Here is a 16,516-nt window from a genome sequence, read left to right on the forward strand (position 1 = left end):
TTCGTAGCCGAACAGGCTGGCGGGATTCTGGGCGTCGCTCTGGCCGTAGCCGGGTTCTTCCGCGCCGGAATCGGTATCTGCGTCGGTCATGCTGTCGTCCTCCCCGAGAAGAGCCCTTGCGGACGAACGACCAGAACCAGTATCATCACGGCGAAGGCCGCCGCGCGGGCGAATCCAGACGGAATCCAGATCACCGCGGTAGAGGCGGTCACCCCGATGACCAGGCCGCCGAGGATGGAGCCGTAAATGGAGCCGATACCGCCCAGGATCACGGCCGCGAAGATGAGCAGCAACAGCAACCAGCCGTCGTTGAACGCGATCGTCCCCTTCCAGAGGACGAACATGTATCCCGCGACGCCGGAGAGCCCGCCGCCGATGATCCACGTCGAGCGGATGACTCGCTCGGTGGGGATCCCGGAGATCCGCGCGAGCGACTCGTTATCGGCCATCGCCCGCATCGCCTTGCCGAGTTTCGTCCGCTGGAGCAGGAGGTGTACGCCGAGCATCAACCCTCCCGCCACGATGATGAGGGCCAGGTCGTGCGCGGTGAACTGGACCGTTCCGCCGCCGATCTCCGGTCGAACGTTCGGTATCGAGCCGATCGCCGTCGTCCCTCGCGTATCCGACCCGAAGACGAACAGCATGACGTATCTGAGCGCGAACGCGATGCCGATGCTCGTGATGAGCAGCGGAATGCCGCCGGCGTCTCGGATCGGCTTGAAGCCGTACCGATCGATCGCGAGCGCGAGCGCGATCGTGACCCCGCCAGCGACGAGTATGCCCGCGATCACGGCCACCGGAGTTTCGGCGACGTTGATTCCGAGCGCACCGCCGAACACGGAGCCGCCGGCGCCGACCATGGCGAGCGCGCCGATGTCGGTTTCCGAGCCGAAGCCGCCGGCGATGATGTAGGTCACCGCCCATCCGGAGAACGCGCCGGCGGTGATGTAGTCGCCGTGTGCGAAGTTAGCGAAGTTCAAGATGCTGTACGTCATCGAGAGACCGATCCCGGCGAGGCCGATGACCAGCCCTCGCATGAGGCCGTCCCAGGTGAGCGTGATCAGGCGGGCGACGGTGAGGTCGCCGGTCGCGAGCTGGCGGACCAAGTCGACGAGTAACAGGACGCCGACGAAGATGAGGACGATCAGCAGCGGCTGTTCGACGGCTATCCGCCGCCCACGGTCGTACGTCTCTGCTACCCCCATCGGAATACCTCGTTCGTGGTCGCCGTTTTGCTCGTGCGTTCGTTCCGCCGGCTCGACCGGTCGGTCGAGCGCGCGAACGCGACTCGTGTTCCCCCGTATCTGTACCGATCGACAGCGTTCTCGATCGGTCTTTCCGGTCGTACGGTCATACGCCCCACCACCGCGGGCACTGACGCACGTCAACTGTGCACATATCCGGTTGGACTGTTACGCTGGGGGAAGATATAATTCACGCAATTCGGGGACACGGATGTTGTCGCACTGAGATGATTAGGGTCGACGCGAGTACGGTCGATTCGGCGGGTCGACGTGCACCTGCTCGAGACCGGATGGTCCGCCGCCCCGGCGCGACGGAGCAACAAGCGGTACCGACCGCCTCCGATCAGTTCACTCCCGCGATTTCGGAGCGGCGAGGGAACTCATACCCGGGAACGGAAGCGGACCGAGGAGCGCCGCCGTCCGTTCGAAGCCGCCGGAGGCGATTCACGCTTCGCCGTAGACCGGCACGGCCGCCCCGCTGGTTACCGCGGCGCCGTCGCTACAAAGAAACGCCACGACGTCGGCGATTTCGCGGGGTTCGACCCACGAGTCGTGGTCCGCGTCGGGCATCATTTCCCGGTTCATCGGGGTGTCGATCACGCTCGGCATGACGCAGTTGGCACGGACGCGTCCCCTGTTCTCCTCGGCCAGCGTCTCCGTCAACAGGCGAATCCCGGCCTTGGTGATCCGGTACGGCCCGTCGCCCTCGCCGCCCTCGAGCGACGATCGGGCGCTGACGCTGACGATCGAGCCGTCCGTCTCCTGTAGGTGTGGCAGTGCGTGTTTCGAGGCCAGAAACGCCGTCTTCAGGTTCACGTCGACGAGCAGATCGAACTCGTCGACGTCGGTCTCCTCGATCGGGGCGCCGCCGCGCCAGGTGCCAGCGATGTTCAACAGGTGGTCGATCCGATCGTGGTCGTCGACGACGTCCGAGACGAGTTCCGCGACGTCGTCCTCGTCGGTCAGGTCCGCCTCGTAGAAGTGACCCGCGTCGTCGGGTTCGAGCAGGCTGTCCTCCGCGTCGGGTTCGACGACGTCGACGGCACAGACCGTCGCGCCCGCCGCCCGGAATCGATCGACGGTCGCGCTGCCCAGTGCCCCGCTCGCACCGGTGATTACGGCGACGGTACCATCGAAGTCGACGTCGAACGCTGTCGTTGCTGCCATACGTGACGGTGTCGTCGCCCCGGTAGATCAATGGCGGGGCTGAGTGGGGGAGTGCAGCCATCGGCGTTCGATCGGCGGAATTACGGGGACGTCGGCGGGAGGGTGGCCCGTTCGAACCAGAATTTTTCGACGGCCCGCGCGATCGTGACGAACTCCTCTGGATCGGTCGGTTTGGTGAGGTAGGCGTTCGCACACTTCTGGTAGCTCTCCCGGACGTCCTCGGTCGCCTCGGAACTCGTCAACACGAGCACGGGGAGGTTCGAGAGTTCCGGGTCGTCCCGGATCGTGTCCAGGAACTCGAACCCGCCCATCCGGGGCAGGTTCAGGTCCAGGAGAACGAGGTCGGGCAGCGGAGTCGGCGGGTCCTCGCGTCGCTGGGCGAGGGTTTCGAGCGCCTCGTCTCCGTCTATCGTGACGGTGAGCGTGACCTCGGTCGAGACGGCGTCGAACGCCTCTTCGGTGAGTCGAACGTCGCCGGGATTGTCTTCGACGAGGAGGATGTCGATCGAGTCAACGGGCGTCGGAGACGCGGCGGTCATGGCTCGAATCGTCGGTGGAAGGAAACTCGGCGAACATGTTGCATAGATTCGTTGCGTTTCGGTAGGAATCCATTCGGGTTAAGGCTACTTGCTAAGTGATTTGGACCGGCGACGGGTTCGAGGGGCGTCGCCCGTTGGGACGGGACACTGATACCGATCGCGACCGTTACCGCAACCGAATGCGCCTGATCGCTCATCGCGGGTTCGCTGCGACGGCGCCCGAGAATACGATCGCTGCCGTCGAATTCGCTGCCGAGTACGCCGACGCCATCGAGTTCGACGTTCGACGCTGTGGCTCGGGTGAACTCGTCGTCATCCACGACGAGACGATCGATCGGGTCACCGACGAGGTCGGTACCGTCGCGGACACCGACCTCGCGGATCTGCAGTCGGTGTCCGTTCTCGAATCGCCCGAACGAGTCCCCACGCTCGCGGAGATGCTCGCGGCGGTGCCGCCGAGCGTCGAGGTCAATCTCGAAATCAAGGATCGAGGCGTCGCCGCGGACGTCCTCGACGCGATCGACGACGTCGACAACCGGGTCGTCACCACCTCCTTTCTGGAACCCGAACTGCGATCGATCCGGGACCTCGATTCGAGCCAGCCGATCGGCCTGCTGGTCAGCCGTCGACTCGGCGACCCCGTAACGACGGCCGTCGAACTAAACTGCGACGTCATCGGGGCGAGCTATTGGCGCTGTCTGACGACTGGACTCGTCCCGCGGGCGAAGTCGGTCGGTCTCGAGATTCACGCGTGGTCGATCGAGCGCTGGCACCTGGCCAAACTGCTCGACCTCCGGGGCGTCGACTGCGTCTCGGCCGATCGGCCGATCCGCGTACAGTCGTTCGAATAGTGGGACAGTCCGGCCCAGGATTCAGTCGAAGAACAGCTCGGTACCCGGTGCCCGTTCAGCGTCGTCCGGTAGTTCGTCGAACCAGCCGACGTCCGCGGGGACGTCTTCCCCGGAGTCCGACGTGGCGAGATCGGCCACGTCCGTCCCGTTCGCGGGCGTCGCACTGAACACGACGAAGTGTCGCGTCGCCGTGCGTTCGCCGCCCTCGAGACGGGCTTCGAATCGCCACACGCCTTCGATCGCGTCGAGTTCGACGTCGAGTCCGACGACCGTTTCGACCGCCCGTCGGGCGGCGTCGTCGTACGCGTCCCCGGGCTCGACGTGGACGAGGGGCAGTTTCCAGGCACAGTCCGGCGTCAGTTTCCGAAGCAGCGCCGCTCCGCGTTCGTTCGTGACGCCAACGACGACAAGGTCTTCGAGGGCCGCCAGTTCGTCGAGCGCGGCGCGATCGACGGTATCGGTGTCCTCGTGAAACGGAACGTCGTCGCGGTCGCGAAGCGATGCGGGGTCGACGATCGGTTCGACGGTAGTGCTGTCTGACGTCGCGTCAGGTTGGTTCGATGTCATCGGTAGGGTGTCGCAGTGGGGTGGGTCGTAACGCAGCCCCGGCTTTCGGCGGTAAGCGCGCCGTCTCAACGACTATCGGCGACACGCCAAAGAAGCTACCGATTTTATTTCCGACTTTTATTCGTCTAGAAATAGGTTGGCTATGGTAATAACGGTTTTCCCAGGTCGATTTCGATCCGGCACCGATCCGACTGTCGCCGTCGTCGGAGTCGGTTCCGGAGACCAGTCCGGTGCGATCGGCGACTACCCGCTATCTCCGACCGTCGTCAAGTATCCCGTCCCTCGTCACCGTCGCTTATCCTCGTCTTCGACCGTCGTTACCGATACCGTGCGCGTGCGCGGGCCGTCGCACTCGACGAACAGCACCGACTGCCACGTCCCGAGTGCGGGCCGGCCGTTCTCGATCAGAATCGTCACGTCCAGACCGACGAGCATCGCCCGGAGGTGGGAATCCGCGTTCCCGTCGAGTTCGTCGTGCGCGTGGCCTTCGTCCGGTACCAGGTCCCGGAGGAACGATTCGATGTCGCCGCGCAGTCGGGGTTCGTCTTCCTGGACGACGAGCCCCGCCGTCGTGTGCCGGACGAACGCCGTACACGTCCCGGACCCGAGGTCGTCGGGGACGGCCGCGGCGATCCGATCGGTCACGTCGACGGTGGTGAGTCGATCGTCGGTCTCGACGGTGAACGTCGTCCGTGTCATGGTCGGGATATGGACGCGCAGAACGAAGCCCTTTGTGCGACCCGCGACTACAGCGACTTCCGCATACAGGTGGCCGACGCGGGACAGAGTTCGTCGAACTCGGTCGTCCCCCGGATCGCGGCGGGCGCGTCGGTGCGATCGATCTCCACGTACCCGTGGGTCGCGAAGAACTCGGGGGCGGTCGTCGTGAGCAGGTACAGTGCGTCGATCCCGTCGCCCCTGGCAGTGGCCTCCAGCGCCTCGTAGAGCGCCGTTCCGAGTCCGTTTCCGCGGGCCGACCGTTCGACGACGAGCGATCGGAGCAGTCCGTCGATCCCGTACGGTTCGATGCCACCGACGCCGATCGGATCGTCGCCGTCGTACCCGACGTAGAAACACTCGGGTTTCGATCGCACGTCCGCCGACGGTAGGTCGTTCTCCGTCAGCAGGGTTTCGACGTACGGAAGCGTACTCTCGTCGGCCCGCTGGAGCGTAATCGGTCCGTCGCTCATGCCCGAGCTATCCACTGGCACGGTTATGACGTTTTTGACGGGCGAGTCGAACCCGACTCCGCCACCGGAGAAGCCACTATACCAGCCGATCGACGGCCCACGAGGCCCGCTCGCGGACGTTCGGGTCCGGATCGTCGCGTTCGACGGTCGCGAGTCGATCGGCCGCCTCGTCGACGCCGCCGTGGCCGAGCGCGAGACACGCGTTCGCCCGGACGTGTGCGTGGTCGTCGTCGAGCAACGCGAACAGTTGCTCTCGTGCTGGCTCGACGGCCGATTCGACTCCGGCGGCCACGCGGGCGATCGTGACGGCGGCGTTCGCGCGCGTGTTCGGATCGTCGCTCTCGAGTGCCGTCGCAATCTGCGGACACGCGTCCTCGACCGCCGACGGGTTGTGGTGGGCGACGTCGCCGAGACAGCCGATCGCGTTGTTCCTGAGCGTCCCGTCCTCGTGATCGATCAGCGCTACGGCGTCGTCGACGAACTCGAGTGACGGCGTGCCCGCATCCGATCGGGCGAGCCGTCCGAGGGCGGACAGGGCAGACACCCCGTTCGCCTCCGGCTCCGTCGCGAGTGCGTCCGTCAGGAGCGGGACTGCAGGTTCGACCGCCGCCGGGTGTTCGATCGACAGGGTCGCGAGTAGGCGCAGTCCCCAGCGATCGTACCCCTGACGCTCCTCGAGCACGTCGACGATCGCGTCAGCGTGATCGACGACGGCCTCCGGTCGCTCCGTCGCGACGGCCTCGAGACAGCGCAGCAACTCCCGCGTCGCCGGGTCCGTCCCGTTGTCGACGGCGAACGAGACGATTTCGTCGACCGACGGTGCGACGTCGGCGGCCGATTCTTCGGCGAGTTCGGCCAGGGTGAGTGCGATCGCGTCGTGGAACTCGATCGACGGCCGACCGAGTAACGCCCGGAGTTTCGGCACGGTCGGGAGACAGAGCGACGGCTCCTCGTCGATCGTCTCTCGAATCCGCCGGACGGCTCGCCGTTGACTGGTCGGGTCGCGGTCGTCGAGTTGTGCGAGCACCGACGGCAGGTCGAACGCGTCCGCGTCGCGACTCCCCTCGACGGCCTCGCCCCCATCTCCATCCATTGCACTCGCTTCATGTTCGATAGGCAGTAAAAGTTCTCCGACAGTTTTGTTCGGACAGGCGCGATCGGATTTTACGGTCTGAGCGGGCGAGTGCCCCGGACTCGACCCCGGGCGGTTCACCCCCGCCGACGGCGGCGAGAAACGAATTTCGAAAATCGGCTCGAAGATGGCCGCCAATCCCGGCTCGGCGACGATTCCCGGCGCGATGCTGGTCCCGGAGATCCAGATCTGGCAGGTCGTCAGGTACAGTTCGAGATCGTCGGTCATCTCCCACGCCCGTCGAAGCCCCGGCGTATCGAACTCCGATTTCTGGTACCGTCGGGCACGCGTCAGGCCGAGTTCGATGGCGACGAAGTAAGCGTTTATCGGGATGACCAAGACGCCGGCAATCAGTCGCCCGGTGATTTCGAGCGAATCCGTCGTCGAACTGTACCATCGACAGACGCAAATCAGTGGCTGCTCTCAGGCGAGCCACTCGTCGGGTTTCGTGTCGTAGTCGACGTCGTCGGCGGCGAGGTGTTCGACCTCCTCCCAGGGGACGTCCTCCATCGTGACCTCGTCGCCGTCGTACCGGAGCAACTTGCCGCGCTCTTCCGGCTCCGGCTCGCGATTGCGACGCTTGGCGACCTCGATGTCGTGGTCGTCGACCTCCTTGACGATCGTCAGCAGGTTCACCGGCCGCCCCCACAGCTCGAAGATCCGTTTGAGCGTCTCCCGGGCCTGTCCCAGGTCGAGCATGACGCCGTTGTACTGGTGGCCCAGCAGGAGTTCGTTGGCGTTGTTGTAGTTGCCGTCGTAGACCGCGATCGTCGGCTTCCCGAAGTTGGTGAACTGGAGGAGGAGCTTCTTCTTCACGTCGTCGGCGGCGTCGCTGGCCACGTGGAACTGGCCGGTCGCCTCGGAGTGTTCGTACGTGAAGTAGTCGTTCTCCGTGATGAACTCCTCCGTGAGGAATTCGTCGAGGAAGGTGACGTCGTTGTGACTCTCGCGCACGTCGAACATCCGGTCCCAGCCGGCGGCGAACTCCACATCGTCCAGCGCCTCCTGAACCGAGGAGTACCGCGCGTCGTCGAACAGGTACCGGCCGATCCGCTCGAGTTCGTTCTGGTTGATCCGCCCGAGGAAGCCCCGGTGCTGGCGCTTGACCAGCGAGTAGTGGCGGCGGGCCAGCCCCTCGTAGGTGAGCACCTTCCAGGGGTATTTCTCGACGTCGATCTCGCCCGCACGGGCACGCTCGAGCGCGTCGTGGTCGATCCACCGTTCCGGGACGTCCTCGAGTTCGTCGAGGGTCTCCGGACCGATCGTATCGAGCGCCTTCGGCGGTTCGAGCGTCTCGAGTACCTCGTCGAAGTCGACGACGTCCGTCAAATTCCGCCACGAAATTCCCTCGACGCGGAGCAGTCGCTCCAGCACTTCCCGTCGGTTCGTCGTGTTCTCGACGTACTCCCAGAGTTCGAAGCCGAGGCTGTAGGGATTGAGTCCGGGCGAGGCGAGCACCTTCGCCATGTGATCGGCGTAGTTGAGGAACTCGTCGTCGCCGGCGAAGGCCTCGTCGGCCATCATCAGCGACTCCCAGTAGGCCGCCCATCCCTCGTTCATGACCTTCGTCATCTTCTGGGCGGCGAAGTAGTACGCTTCCGCCCGCATCATGTCGAGGATGTCGCGCTGCCACGGCTCCATCTCGACCCCGCGGCCGGCCTCCTCGTCGTACTGTTTGCCGTACTCGCGGACGAACGCGAGGACGTCCTTCTGGGGCTCTTCCGGGAAGTTCACCGGGCCGTCCTCGGCCTCGAGTTTCTCGACCCACTCGTCGTCGAACACTTCGCCCTTGATCTCGTCGGAGAGGTCGAGTTCGTCCAGTTTCTCCGCGAGGTCCTCGTCGATCTTCTCGACCGGCCCGTCGATGTCGAGTCGTCGCTCGAACACCCGGTGCTGGTCGATGTTGTCCTCCAGCGAGAGACAGTGATCGACCCACTTCTCGACCTCGGCTCGATCGATCTCGGGATCGGACATGTACTCGTCGATCGCGCGGGCGTGGCGTTCGAGCATGGCCGCGGCGTTGACCTGCGCCTCGTCGGCCTGGCCGCGCGTGAACAGGCCGAACCACTCGTTGTTCGAGAAGAAGTCGGAGTGGGCCTCGACGTGGGTGATGACGGCCTTCTGGTCGGCTAGCGTGTTCGACTCCTGGAGGAAGGCGTGGGCCGGGTTGTCGTTGTTGACGATCTCGAAGGCCTTGCCGCCGCTGTACTGGCCCTGCTTTTGCTGTTTGTCGTACTGCATTCCCCACCGCCAGTGCGGGTACCGCGACTGGAACCCGCCGTAGGCGATGAGTTCGTTCATCTCGTCGTAGTCGACGATCCAGTACTTGACCGGGTACGGTTCGAGGCCGAGCTTCTGGGCCAGGTTCCTGGCCTCCGTCACCGGTTCCTCGAGATCGGTCGCGATCGCCTGTTTGCGGAATCTATCCGAATTACTCATCTTCTTCACCCTCCGTCGAGAGGATCTCGTAGATCGCGTCGGTCACGTCCGCTTTGCCGTTGACGTAGGCCACTGCGACGTCGTCGGAGTCGGTGCCGAAGTACCGTTCCAGTTCCTCGGCGTGGGTGGCGTTGATCGCGTTGCCGCTCGGCTGGGTTTCCACGTAGGCGTGGAGGTTGGCCGGAATCTCCTCCATCAGCGGAATGACCCGTTCCTCGGTGTCGTTGCTCGAGTTCTCGGAGTCGCCCGCCGCGAAGACGTACCGGTTCCAGTCGTTCCAGGGGTACTCCTCCAGCAGTTGTTCGGCGAGTTCGTATGCGCTCGAAATCTTCGTCCCGCCACCGCTGCGGATGCCGAAGAACTCGTCGCGTTCGACCTGCCACGCGTCGGCGTCGTGGGCGATGTAGACGAACTCGGCGTTGTCGTACTTGCCCTGGAGGTACCAGTCCAGCGGCGTGAACGTCCGCTCGACGAGTTCGCGCTTCTTCTCGCGCATCGAACCCGAGACGTCGCGGATGTTGACGACGACGACGTTCTTCTCTTTCTCCTCGATGATCTCCGGGTAGCGGTAGCGTTCGTCCTCCCGGCGGAAGGGGACGTGTTTGATCCCCTCCCGGCGGATCTGCTGCTGGACGGTCTGGCGCTCGACGTTCTCCTCGAGTTCCTCGATCGAGGCCCACGCGTCGCGCTCGTCCTCGGGAACCTCGTCGTAGGCCTCCTCGATCCAGGCCATCGAGACCGGAATGTTCTCGCCGCGGGCCCACTCGAAGACGTCTCGGGGTCCGAATCCCTCGACCTTGCAGACCTCTTCCAGGAACTCCTCGTCGAAGTCCATCGCGAGTTTGCGTTTGAGCCCCTCCTTGAACATCCGCTCGAAGTCGAGCGTGCTGTCGGGGCCGGTTCGGGTGAGGTCCGTAAAGGGACCCTCCTTCTCCTCGATGACCTTCTTGCCCTTCGGGTCGAGGTCGAGGCCGAGTTCCTCGTCGAGTTCCTGGGCGAACTCTTCGGGGTCCATCTCGTAGTACTCGTGCTCGCCGCCGTCCTCGCCGGGTTCGTCGCCGTCGCCGTCGTCGTCGCCGGGCTGTGGCTGGGGCTGTCCGACCGGCTGGCCGACGTCGGGGGTGTCGCCGTCGCCCTGACCGACGCCACCCTGGTCGCGCTGATCGTACTCGAACTCCGGGAGCGAGACGATCTTGACCGGGATGTTGATCTCGCCGGGTTTGCTGCGTCCGAGGTCGCCGTACTGGATGAAATCGGCGAGGTCCTCGCGGCGCTCCTCGCCGACTTCACGGAATCGTTCGAGGTCGTCTCTCAGTCCCATCTGTATGACACCTGTCCCATGACGTGTCTGCTGGTCAGTTCGGCCGACGCCTTCGAGTAATCGAAGAGGTCGACCATCGTCTCGATCGTGTCTTCCTTGACGGTCGCGGTCTGGGTCCCGCTCGGGGGGTCGTCCCACTGGCGCGGGTCGAAGTCCTCGAACGTGCGTTCGACGTCGTCCCAGTCATGGCTCTCGAGGACGGTCTTGATGACCGGAATCGCCGTCAGGTCGACGTCCTGCACCGAGAAGTCCTCGTCGCGGTGTTCCCACGCGTGGCGATTCAGCGACGTGATCACCTTCTCGCGCCGGAAGTTCCGCACGCTCTCGCGCGGGAGGTTCCCGTCGTAGTCGTCCTCGGAGAACCGGCCGAGGTGTTCGATCTCGAACAGCTTCATCTTCAGCGGATCCGGCTCGACCCGTTCGCCGCGGTCGTTGTACAGCGGCTCGTCGGTCTCCCACGCGTAGGTGTGTTCGACGTACTCCTCGACGGTCTCCTCGTCGACCCGTTTCTCGTGCATGATCGCCTCGATGACGTCCGACTCCTGCTGGTCGAAGATGTAGTTCTTCACCGGCACCACGCGGTTCTCGAACTCCGTTCGCTCGCCGGTCGAGAAGACCGGGGCGTCGGCCATCCCTTCGGCCATCCCGTTCAGCACGTCGCGAGGCATGACCACGTCCTCGACCGGCAGGTCGGGGTGGTGGCGGTCCTGGTCCGTCCGGAGCAGTTCCGCCAGGGTGTCCCGCGTGTAGGTGACGGGGACGCCGTGTTCGCCGTCGTGGCCGTCGTCGGCGAAGTCGAACTCGTCTTTCTCCCGGCGAGTGTCGCCTTCCTGGAGGAATCCCTGGTCGTAGATCAGGGCCTTGTCGACGAGGTCCAGCCCGTTCGGCAGGTCCTCCTCGTCGAGTCGAGTGGCGACGGCGTACAGTGCGGCCGCCTCGATCGCGTGGGGCGCGAACTCCTGGTCCCTGGCCTCGCCCTCCTGATCTTTCACCGTCACCGTCACCGGCTCGCGGATGCGATCGGCCAGTTCGTCGTAGCTCTCCGCGGTCCAGACCTCCGTCTCGTTCGTGAGTTCGCGCCGAATGAGTTCACACTCCAGCGAGAGGTTGGTCAGGTAGCCGAACTGGTGTTTGTCCAGCCGGCGCTTGAGCGCCTTCAGGGGATCCATACCGTTGCGATCGGCGTGCTGGTTGAGTTGCGCCTCGAGGTCGGGGTTGGAGATGATCAGCAACTGACTGTCGACGTCCATCCCGATCCCCTTGTCCAGCTTGACGGACTGTTCGTCGGGGACGTTCAGCAGCTTCTGGAGGAGGTCGGCGTGCTGGGCGGCGTCCTCGACGATCGTGAGGACGCCGTTGCCCTGCGACAGCACGCCGTCGTAGCTGAACGCCTGAGGGTTCTTCCGGCCCCGCGAGTCCAGTTCCTGGAGCATGCCGTGCATCCACGACCCGACGAGCCGTTCCTTGGGCGGGCCGTCGTCCTCCGAGTGGAGGACGCCGACGCCCTGACCGACGTCGACGACGTAGTTTTTCACCCGGAGGTGCTTGTCGTCGCTGATCGCCGAGAACAGTTCCTGCTTGCCCTCGCGACGGTATCGCTCCTCGAGGAAGTCGTAGGCTTCCCGCGAGAACGGGTCGAGGGCCGCGTCCACCTGGACCGGAACGTGGTCGTCGAGTTCGTCGTTGAGGTCGTCGAGGATCCGTTCGCGAACGCTCTCCGGGAACACCGACAGCGGGTGGGCCTGGACCGGACTCTCGTACCAGTGCTGTTCGTCCCCAGCCGTGGGGTCGCCGCCGTAGCTCAGTCCCCTGTCGTCGGCCTCGGCGGTCGTCACGTTCCACTCGACGGTGTAGCGCCGGCCGTCGGGCGTCTTCGAGTACTCCCGCAGGCCGTTGACGAGACAGCGCTTGAGTTCCGATTTGCCCGTCGCGGTCGGCCCCTCGAACCAGATGATCTTCTCGTCTTTCGCCCGACCCGCGGCGATCGATCGGAGGTCGTCGACGAACCCGTTCAACACCTCGGTGTTGCCGAGGATGGCGTGTTCGCCGTCGTTGTACGGATCGTCGAAGAACCGGTAGCGCTCCTTCTCTTCGCCCTCCTCGACGACCGCGCGGGTGCCGGCGGCCTCGATCGCCTCCAGCAGGTACTTCGAGGCGTGGGAGGCGATCGTCGGGTTCTCGAAGATGCGATCGACGTACGCCGCGAGGCTCATCGGCTCCTCGTACGTCTCTTCTAACGTGCGATCGGCCTCGGTGACGTAGTCGTTGCCGGTCATGTTAGTCTTCCATCTCGGCCTTGGCGACCTCGGCACCCGCGAACTCGAGGACCTCTTTCGCGCCCGCCTCGGAGTAGCCCTGTTCCATCAGGGCGTCGATCCACGAGGAGCGTTCGTCGTCGTCGAACTCGTTGGCCGAGACCAGCGCCGAGAAGTTGATGTTGTGCTTCTTGTCCTCCCAGAGTTTGCGCTCCAGGGCGCGGCGCAGGCGCTCGTTGTCCTGGGGGTTGAACGCCTCGCCCTCGCGTGCGCGCCGCGAGACCCAGTTCGAGACCTCCTGGCGGAACGATTCCTTGCGATCCTCGGGGATGTCGAGTTTCTCCTCGACGCTCCGCAGGAACGTCTCGTCGGGTTCCTGCTCGCGACCCGTGAGTTCGTCCTCGATCGTGTCGTCGTCGATGTAGGCCATGACGTGGTCCATGTACTTCTCGCCCTGGCGCTGGATCTCGTCGATGTCGTAGGCCAGCGCGTGGCGGACGTCCTCGATGGCGCGTTCCCTGTACTCCTCCCGGACCGTCTCGAGGTAACGGTAGTAGGTCTCGAAGTTGTCTTCGGGGATGGAGCCGTGGTGTTCGAGGTTCTCCTCGAAGAAGTTGAACACCGTCAGCGGCGAGAGGAACCCGCGCTGGCGGTGTTTCGAATCCATGATCGCCTCGGCGATCTCGTCGCCGATGAAGCGGGGCGAGATGCCGACCATCCCTTCCCCGATCTCGGCCTTCGCGGCGGCCTCGTCGCGAAGCTTCTTGGGGTCGATGTCGTCGCCCTCGTCGATCTCGCCGTTGTAGGCCTTGGCCTTCGAGAGCAGGTCCACGGTTTCGGTGTCGGGTTCCTCGATCCGCGTGAGCACGCCGAACAGGCCCGCCATCTCGAGCGTGTGGGGCTCGACGTTGATGTCGGGGACGTCGGCGTTGTTGAGCATCTTCTGGTAGATGTTGGCCTCGTCCTCGTAGCTCAAGACGTAGGGGAAGTCGATCCGCTTGGTGCGGTCGTTGAAGGCCTCCATCTTCTCGTCGCCCTTCTTGTCCTTGTACTCGGGCATGTTGGTCCGGCCGACGATCACCTGGTCGATGTCGATGCGAGGGTTGTTCTTCGGCTTGATCGTCTGCTCCTGGGTCGCGTGCAGGAAGTCGTAGAGGAACTCCCGCTGGAGTTTGAGTAGCTCCTCGCCCGAGAAGATCCCGCGGTTGGCGTTACAGAAGGCACCCGAGTAGTCGAACGCGCGCGGGTCGGACTCCCCGTAGATGGCGATCTTCGAGTAGTTGACGTCGCCGGTGAGTTCGGTCTCGTCCTGGTTCTTCTTGTCCTTGGGTTCGAAGGTCTCCAGGCCCTGGCGCTTGTTCTCGTCGGCGACGAATCGAATGATCTCGACGTGGTTCTCGAGGACCTGCTGGAGGTCGTCGTCGTAGTGGGCCAGCAGCCTGTCCATGTAGAACTCGCTTTCGGGATCGAGCGCCTGCTCGTTCTGAATCGTGTACGGTGCGTCGAGGTTCTCGTTTAGGTCGTCGATGACCTGCTGGCGCTGTTCCAGCGGAAGCAGGACGAGCGGATCCTGGTTCATCGGCGATCGGACGGTGTCGTCGGCCGGATCCTGGTCCTTGATGACGTCACAGAGGTTGGTCCACTTGAACGTGTACATCCGCCCCTCGTCGCGGAGCGTGTAGTCCTCGAAGTAGCGCCGCACCTGTTTGTCGAAGTGGGACTTCCCCGATCCGACCGGGCCGAGCAGGAGTTTGATCCGCCGTTCGGGACCGAGCCTGCGGGCACCCGACTTGACCTTGTTGACGAACTCGTGGATCGACTGGTGGATCACCTTCCCGTAGAAGGTGTTCTCACCGTCGTTCAGCGGATCCTCGCTGGCGAGTTGGTACTCGACCATTCCTTCCGTCTCGTCGTAGGTCGTCCCGTAGTAGTCGAACATGTCCGCGACGCGCTGGTGGGCGTTGCGGGCGATCTTCGGGTCCTCGTACACCGCTTCGAGGTACCAGTCGAACGACTTGGTCTCCCGCAGGTCCGCGGGCATCGATTCCTTGTAATCCGTACTAAGCTTCTCGAGCGTCTCGATGTCACCGGTCATGGTATCATTGCCAGTTTGGTGGTCCCCCGTCTTCGATCGGCACCTGCGTCGATGGGTCAGGTGTGGAGTAGACGTCGATCGACCGTCTACATCGTCGCGTGGCCGAACCGTCGGTCCACCACGGCGCGTCACGACGCGTATACCACGCGCTCACTTGACTCCTTACGGCGGCTCTCGGAGAGCGCGAACCCGTTCGGGCGGCGATCTGTCGTGCCATATGTGAGCGCTTACCATTACGTCGTGTCGGCGTCGAACTGCCGGTCGTTCACGACGTGCGCCGGGGACGGGCGCGGAGTTGATCGGTCCGGCGGTCGGATACCGATAGTATTTAATGAGTGAGTAATCCAAGTACTTAACCTTGGCCCCAAAAGGTATTTACCAGAACTTCATTCCAGGAAATTGTTGCCAGAACCATATATTGTCAATTGGTATCACGCCCCGCGTTAGGGGCGAAACTACAAAAACGATCGGCCTGCAGCGGCCGGGTCACCTCGCGCGCGCTCGACCGCAGTTTTCCTACGTCGCACGTCAGAGAGTCGGCACCGATCGTCGCGACGGGACGACCCAGACGATCGCCGGCCGGTCGCCACCGGCGATCGGACGACGGTGCTTTAGACCCGTCGCCCGTACCGACACCCATGACGGCGTTCGACGCGCTTCCCGATAGCTGGACCATCTGGAGCGAGGAAGACGACGGTCGGGCGGTCCTCGCCTACCGGCCGGACGTCTTCGACGCCGAGGAGTTTCCCCCGGCCTGCCTGCCGACGCTGTACGTCACCCACGGTAAGCGAACCCGGAGACCCGGAACCAACCCCACCAGTCGGACGACGGCGAACGACTGGTTCGTCACCCTCTACCTGGAACCCGACGTTTCCCTCCCCGACCAGCACCGGTTCGACGACCGATCCGACGCCGTCGCCTGTGCGATCGACCTCGCACGGCAGTTCGACGCCGGCGAGATCGACTACCGCGACCTGTACCAGGTCCCGCGGGAACGGTACTTCGATCGGCTCGACGAGTTGACCGGGGGACCCGACGATCCCGATTCGTAGGGCTCGGTCTCGACGGGACACGTCAGCAGATCCCGCTCGTCACCGTTGTCCCCGATTCCCGATCCGCGATCGGTCCCGGAGCGTCGATCGGGGAGTAGTCGACTCGGCGCGGCGATCGAGCGGAGACGCGACTCGACGTGAGGCTTAACCGAACGCGGTGCGAATCGATTCCTATGTCGACCGTTACGCTCATCGGCTCCCGGCTGGCCGACCCGGGAACCGAGTTCGTCTATCACGGCGAGGCGGACGCCTGTGCCGGCTGTCCGTACCGGAGCCAGTGTCTCAATCTGGATACCGGCACCAAGTACCGCGTCACCGCCGTCCGCGAGAACGCCCAGACCCTCGAGTGTGCCATGCACGACGGGGGCGTCCGGGCGGTCGAGGTCGAACCGGTCTCCGTGAAAGCGAACATCGCCTCGAAGGGGGCTTTCGCCGGCAGCAAGACGAGTCTCCCCGGCCCGTGTCCGTACGTCGAGTGTCCCAGCCACGAGTACTGCGAACCCGACGGCCTCGCGTTCGACGAGGAGTACCGAATCCGGAAGAACCTCGGCGAACCCCCACACGACGTCTGCCACCTCGATCGCTCGCTCGAACTCGTCGAACTCGAGACCGAGGACTGATCCCGCTCGCCGATCCGTCAGCTCCCTCGTCGATCCGTCGATTT

Annotated in this window: 14 protein-coding genes and 1 pseudogene; 3 read left to right on the forward strand and 12 right to left on the reverse strand. The window is 64.4% G+C overall.

Going from position 1 to position 16,516, the window contains the following annotated elements; all coding sequences use genetic code 11:
* Nucleotides 1–86: 86 nt before the first annotated feature.
* From MUG98_RS06630 to MUG98_RS06640, 3 genes are all read right to left on the reverse strand, one after another.
* Entirely contained in the window at nucleotides 87–1,205 is a 1,119-nt protein-coding gene (locus MUG98_RS06630) for a branched-chain amino acid ABC transporter permease (protein WP_265111352.1), read from the reverse strand.
* Between the two features lie 483 nt (nucleotides 1,206–1,688).
* A complete protein-coding gene (locus tag MUG98_RS06635) occupies nucleotides 1,689–2,411 on the reverse strand; it encodes an SDR family oxidoreductase (protein ID WP_265111353.1) in 723 nt (240 codons plus the stop codon).
* 80 nt (nucleotides 2,412–2,491) lie between these two features.
* Nucleotides 2,492–2,950, reverse strand: coding sequence for a response regulator (locus MUG98_RS06640; protein ID WP_265111354.1), 459 nt, complete (start codon nucleotides 2,948–2,950; stop codon nucleotides 2,492–2,494).
* A gap of 179 nt (nucleotides 2,951–3,129) precedes the next feature.
* Here MUG98_RS06640 and MUG98_RS06645 point away from each other — a divergent pair, with 179 nt between their 5' ends.
* Complete coding sequence (locus MUG98_RS06645; RefSeq protein ID WP_265111355.1) at nucleotides 3,130–3,801, forward strand: glycerophosphodiester phosphodiesterase; 672 nt, start codon at nucleotides 3,130–3,132, stop codon at nucleotides 3,799–3,801.
* Nucleotides 3,802–3,822: 21 nt separating this feature from the next.
* Here the strand turns inward: MUG98_RS06645 and MUG98_RS06650 are convergent, their stop codons facing one another.
* From MUG98_RS06650 to MUG98_RS06690, 9 genes and pseudogenes are all read right to left on the reverse strand, one after another.
* Nucleotides 3,823–4,368: an NUDIX hydrolase gene (locus MUG98_RS06650; protein WP_265111356.1), complete on the reverse strand. Its 546-nt coding sequence runs from the start codon at nucleotides 4,366–4,368 to the stop codon at nucleotides 3,823–3,825.
* 285 nt (nucleotides 4,369–4,653) lie between these two features.
* Complete coding sequence (locus tag MUG98_RS06655) at nucleotides 4,654–5,067, reverse strand: secondary thiamine-phosphate synthase enzyme YjbQ (protein ID WP_265111357.1); 414 nt, start codon at nucleotides 5,065–5,067, stop codon at nucleotides 4,654–4,656.
* A 47-nt stretch (nucleotides 5,068–5,114) separates the two neighbouring features.
* A complete protein-coding gene (arsN2, locus tag MUG98_RS06660; RefSeq protein WP_265111358.1) occupies nucleotides 5,115–5,558 on the reverse strand; it encodes an arsenic resistance N-acetyltransferase ArsN2 in 444 nt (147 codons plus the stop codon).
* A 76-nt stretch (nucleotides 5,559–5,634) separates the two neighbouring features.
* On the reverse strand, nucleotides 5,635–6,651 hold the full coding sequence (locus MUG98_RS06665) for a HEAT repeat domain-containing protein (RefSeq protein WP_265111359.1): 1,017 nt from the start codon (nucleotides 6,649–6,651) through the stop codon (nucleotides 5,635–5,637).
* A gap of 147 nt (nucleotides 6,652–6,798) precedes the next feature.
* Nucleotides 6,799–7,101 (reverse strand): annotated as a pseudogene (locus tag MUG98_RS06670) (DUF21 domain-containing protein); the annotation flags it as partial.
* Nucleotides 7,102–7,113: 12 nt separating this feature from the next.
* A complete protein-coding gene (locus MUG98_RS06675) occupies nucleotides 7,114–9,129 on the reverse strand; it encodes a SpoVR family protein (RefSeq protein WP_265111360.1) in 2,016 nt (671 codons plus the stop codon).
* A complete protein-coding gene (locus tag MUG98_RS06680; protein ID WP_265111361.1) occupies nucleotides 9,122–10,450 on the reverse strand; it encodes a YeaH/YhbH family protein in 1,329 nt (442 codons plus the stop codon). The genes MUG98_RS06675 and MUG98_RS06680 overlap by 8 nt, the downstream gene beginning before the upstream one ends.
* Nucleotides 10,441–12,726, reverse strand: coding sequence for a PrkA family serine protein kinase (locus MUG98_RS06685; RefSeq protein WP_265111362.1), 2,286 nt, complete (start codon nucleotides 12,724–12,726; stop codon nucleotides 10,441–10,443). The genes MUG98_RS06680 and MUG98_RS06685 overlap by 10 nt, the downstream gene beginning before the upstream one ends.
* A gap of 1 nt (nucleotide 12,727) precedes the next feature.
* Nucleotides 12,728–14,800, reverse strand: coding sequence for a PrkA family serine protein kinase (locus MUG98_RS06690; RefSeq protein ID WP_265111363.1), 2,073 nt, complete (start codon nucleotides 14,798–14,800; stop codon nucleotides 12,728–12,730).
* 638 nt (nucleotides 14,801–15,438) lie between these two features.
* Here MUG98_RS06690 and MUG98_RS06695 point away from each other — a divergent pair.
* Both MUG98_RS06695 and MUG98_RS06700 read left to right on the forward strand, forming a co-directional pair.
* Nucleotides 15,439–15,852, forward strand: coding sequence for a DUF5820 family protein (locus MUG98_RS06695; RefSeq protein WP_265111364.1), 414 nt, complete (start codon nucleotides 15,439–15,441; stop codon nucleotides 15,850–15,852).
* Between the two features lie 173 nt (nucleotides 15,853–16,025).
* The gene (locus MUG98_RS06700; RefSeq protein ID WP_265111365.1) at nucleotides 16,026–16,472 is read left to right on the forward strand and encodes a UPF0179 family protein; all 447 of its coding nucleotides are present in this window, start codon (nucleotides 16,026–16,028) and stop codon (nucleotides 16,470–16,472) included.
* Nucleotides 16,473–16,516: the final 44 nt, after the last annotated feature.

Origin of the sequence: Halosolutus halophilus (genome assembly GCF_022869805.1) — an archaeon.
Classification (GTDB): Archaea; Halobacteriota; Halobacteria; order Halobacteriales; family Natrialbaceae; genus Halosolutus; species Halosolutus halophilus.